The following is a 4,152-nucleotide window of genomic DNA, read 5'->3' on the forward strand; positions in this document are numbered from 1 at the left end:
CAAGCGGGATGCCGAGGTCGCCCTCGGCTACCACTGACAAGACAGTTGCTACCGGATATGCCCGGCATCTTAGGTTTCAGCGGGCATCTCGACGTCCTCGACGAGGGAGGGCAGCCATTGCGTCGCATCATGCCGATGCCGGGTATGAGATCGCGGTGGCGTGCGCAACGGGGATTCTGGGCTGATCGACACCGGTCCGTCATGTGGGTAGCGCCACCCCATGGGTGGCTGGTTTTCGATCTGGTATCGCGTGCAGCCACCCATGGGGTGGCTCTACCGGATATGTCCGGCATCCAGGGTTTCAGCGGGCATCTCGACGTCCTCGACGAGGGAGGGCAGCCATTGCGTCTCATCGTCCACCGGCTGGGGCAGGCGCTCCTCAAGCCAGGCCAGCACCTGGTCCGGTGTGATGCCCGGGGCGGTGGATTCGATGCACCAGCTCAGATGCCAGCACGCAGGGCCGTTGAGGTAGGGCGGCGGCGCGGTGGGCAGGAAGCGCGTTGGCAACTGCTCGGTCACCGACAGCGTGTTGAGCACGTAGGCGAGCTCCTGCACCGCGCTCCAGGCCAGCGGGTGCTCGAGCGCGAGACGGAAGCCCACATACCACGTGCCATCGTCGCAGCGTTGCCAGTGGACATTGCCCGACAGTGCCGGGATCCGCTGCAGAAATGCCACCAACGCCTTGAATTCGCGCGGTTTGGCCATCGATGTCGTCCTTGATCCAGTGGCTGCACAGTATCGGTAGGACTGCGTGATTGGTCCACCCTGCGCTGAACGCAGGCGTGTCCCCTTCCGTATGCTGCGGGAAGGACTCGGAGTTTTGGTCAGTTGCGCGTCATTTACGGACCAATGGCTTCGCATGAATTGCGTAGCGAGGGAAGGTCGGCGCGGCGAATTGCCTCAGCATATGCAGGTGCGGCTGAAGTTTGACCCTTCGGAGATTGCGGATGGCTGGCTCTCCGCCGCAGACCAGGGCTGGCTCAAAGCCGTACATTTCATCCGCCAACAAGGGTCCGTTCGCGTTCACGGCCCTGTCAAAAAGCAATTCTTCAGCGCCATCCATCAGATCAAAATCGTCCCACTCCGCACAGGCAAAGAATGCCTTGATACCACCATCCTGTTGCCCCAAAGACCTGGCCCTCAGGCGGTTCTGGAGCGCGAATACTTCACTGCGGACCGGATCGATGCTGAGGCCGGCGCCTGATGCTTCACCGCACAGGTAGAGCTTTCCGAAACCAGTTCTGGCAAATACATGATAGGTATCGATGGAGGGAAATGGCGTACCAGCCAACCACGTGCGCGATACCTCTTCGTAGTCTTCGGGATTCACCGTCCACAGCCGCCCATTGCCATAGTTCGCCCATCCATCCCGACGCCAGTAGCTCAATAGTGATTCAGGCAAGATGCCGGTCCATCTGGAAAAGCTGGACGCTTCCACCTGGACGTGCCCAGTTGCCTCGCCAAAGCTCTCAATGAAAAGCGCAAAATCCTGATCGTCTTCCATTGTCCCTTCCATGCGCATCAGTGCCGTCGGAGTGAGCGGAGGCGACCTTATACCTCAGGCATCGACGGGTTCTAAGCGCTAATCACGACAGCCAAGGGAGGCCTCTGGCATTCAGGCGTTTGTCGTTCGAGTCCAAGCACGTGAAGACTGCTGGTCACATCGGTAGCGCCGCCGAGCACGGGCAAATGCTTAAAGTTTGCAGCGCCGCCATCCCATACGCCGCCGATGGGTGACGCGCCCCGCCCAACCTGTTAACTTGCGCGCCGGATTTCCAGTTTACAGCCCCTTACGCATGTCGCGATCGTCGTACCGCCCTGCCCCGTCCCTGTTGTTCGTGGCCACCCTCGCCGCCTGCGCCGCTGCCCACGCTGCGCCCCAGGCCACCACCCTCGATGCCGTCAACGTGACCGCCGCCAGCGAGACCGAGCAGGCGCGTGCCGCGCTCAAGCGCGTCCCGGGTGCCGGCAACGTGGTGGACCTGGCCGATGCCGATCGGCGGCTGTCCTCCAGCGCCGATGTGCTGGCTTACCAGCCCGGCATCAACGCGCAGTCGCCCGGCAACGAGGGCGCCAAGGTGTCCATCCGGGGCTCGGGCATCAACCGTGGGCCGGGCGCGCATGCGTCGGGCATTGCGGTGTCGCTGGATGGCCTGCCGCTGACCGGCCCGGGCGGTACGCCTTATGAACTGCTGGAGCCGTTGTGGCTGAGCCGGGCGGAAGTGCTGCGCGGCGCCAACGGCCTGGAACGTGGCGCGCTGGCGCTGGGCGGGGCGATCAACTACGTGAGCCGCAGCGGTCGCGACGCGGCGGGATTGGAGCTGCAATACGAGGCCGGCAGCCGCGGCTACCAGAAGCGCAGCGTGGGCTATGGCGGTGCCACCGGCCAGGTGGACTATTACCTGACCTACACCGATACCGAAGCCGACGGTTACCAGCGCCACGCGGCCAGCGACGGCAAGGGGGCCATGGCCAACCTGGGCTGGCAGATCACCCCGGGCCTGGAAACGCGCTTCTTCGTGCGTTACCGCGAGACCAATCACGAAACGCCCGGGCGCCTGACCCGCGCGCAGATCCGCAACGACCCGCGCGCGGCCAATCCGGCCAACCTGGCCATCGATGCGCGCCGCCCGCAACCGGGCAGCACCTTCATCGGCAACATGACCACCTGGCAGATCGACGACGCCTCGTCGCTACAGGCCGGGCTGGCGTACCACAAGTACCCGATGGACTTGAACGAGAGCCTGTACCGGCAGCAGCTGGACTACAGCAACCTCAACGCCACGCTGGACTACCGCCACCGGCACCGGCTGTTTGGCCGCGACAGCGTGACCACGCTCGGCCTGCGCGTGACCCACGACCTGGATGCCGATGTGCGCGAGACGCTGCGCTTTGCCAGCAACGGCTACGCGGCCGGCACCCACACGCGCGACTTTTCGCACCACGGCACCGACAGCACCCTGCATCTCAGCAACGACCTGAGCCTCACCGACGCGCTGCACCTGCAGACCGGGCTGGCGCTGATCCATACCCGGCGCGAGGTACAGGTCACCTGGCCGGCCACGCCCGAGCGGCTGGCCGAACGGCAATGGGATTACGCGCCACGGGTGGGCGTGACCTGGCAGCAGACGCCGCAGGTGCAGTGGTTCGGCAACCTGAGCCGCTCGGTGGAACCGGCACACCCGTGGTCGATGATCTGGGGCTCCAACCAGTACTTCGCCGCCGGAAACGGCGCCTCCAGCGGTCGCCAGCGCGCCCCGGTGCACCTGGACAACCAGACCGCCACCACCCTGGAACTGGGCGCACGCGGTGACGCCGCGCTCGGCCGCTGGGAACTGACCGGCTACTACGCCCGCGTGCTGCACGAGTTGCTCAGCGTGGAGGTGGTGCCGGTACCGAACCTGTTCGTGGCCGAGAACAATGCCAGCCCCACCGTGCACCGTGGCATCGAGGCCGCGCTGGACAGCACGCTGTGGGAGGGCCGCGAGGGCCGCCTGGGGTTGCGCCAGGCATATACGTTCAGCGATTTCCGCTACCGGCATGACGCGCAGTTCGGCCGCAACCGGCTGCCGGGATTGCCCCGCCACTATTACCAGGCCGAGCTGCGCTACGCGCACCCGACCGGTTTCTACGCCGCGCTCAACACCGAATACGCCTCGGCGGTGTTCGTCGATTACGCCAACAGCGTCCGCGCCGACGGCCACGTGGTCGTCGGCAGCCGGGTCGGCTTCGATGCCCCCAGCGGGCGCTGGCAGGCGTGGGCGGAACTGCGCAACATCGGCGACCGCCACTACGCGGCCACGGTGACGCCGGGCTACAACGACGCCGGCAGGGACGTGGCGCGCTCCACCCCGGGCGAAGGCCGTGGGGTCTATGCCGGCCTGCGCTGGCGCTTCGACTGAGGGCGCGCCGGGCTATCATCGCCGGCTTCACTTCCGCAGGATGCGCGCAGATGGCAGCACGGCTCGGCTTTACCCATGGCGCGGTGCTGCACCGCGAGCGCCTCTACATCGGCGGCGTGGCGCTGGAACTGGAGGCGCAGGACGTGCCCCACGCCCTGCTGTTCTCGCGCCACGCAGACACGCTGGAACCGTGGTCGGTGGCGTATCGCCTGGCCGGCCTGGCCGCGATCCGGCACCACGGCGTGGACAC

Annotated in this window: 4 protein-coding genes; 2 read left to right on the forward strand and 2 right to left on the reverse strand. The window is 66.0% G+C overall.

Annotated elements, in window-relative coordinates; translation table 11 throughout:
- Positions 1–273 precede the first annotated feature (273 nt).
- On the reverse strand, positions 274–705 hold the full coding sequence (locus RSA25_RS19120; RefSeq protein ID WP_332810409.1) for a hypothetical protein: 432 nt from the start codon (positions 703–705) through the stop codon (positions 274–276).
- Positions 706–835: 130 nt separating this feature from the next.
- A complete protein-coding gene (locus tag RSA25_RS19125; RefSeq protein WP_332810410.1) occupies positions 836–1,504 on the reverse strand; it encodes a GAD-like domain-containing protein in 669 nt (222 codons plus the stop codon).
- A 292-nt stretch (positions 1,505–1,796) separates the two neighbouring features.
- Here RSA25_RS19125 and RSA25_RS19130 point away from each other — a divergent pair, with 292 nt between their 5' ends.
- Together RSA25_RS19130 and RSA25_RS19135 are read left to right on the forward strand one after the other, a co-directional pair.
- Positions 1,797–3,902, forward strand: coding sequence for a TonB-dependent receptor (locus tag RSA25_RS19130; protein WP_332810411.1), 2,106 nt, complete (start codon positions 1,797–1,799; stop codon positions 3,900–3,902).
- 50 nt (positions 3,903–3,952) lie between these two features.
- The coding region (locus RSA25_RS19135; RefSeq protein WP_332810412.1) for a hypothetical protein at positions 3,953–4,152 on the forward strand (200 nt) is incomplete at its 3' end.

The organism is Stenotrophomonas sp., assembly GCF_036662295.1.
Classification (GTDB): domain Bacteria; phylum Pseudomonadota; class Gammaproteobacteria; order Xanthomonadales; family Xanthomonadaceae; genus Stenotrophomonas.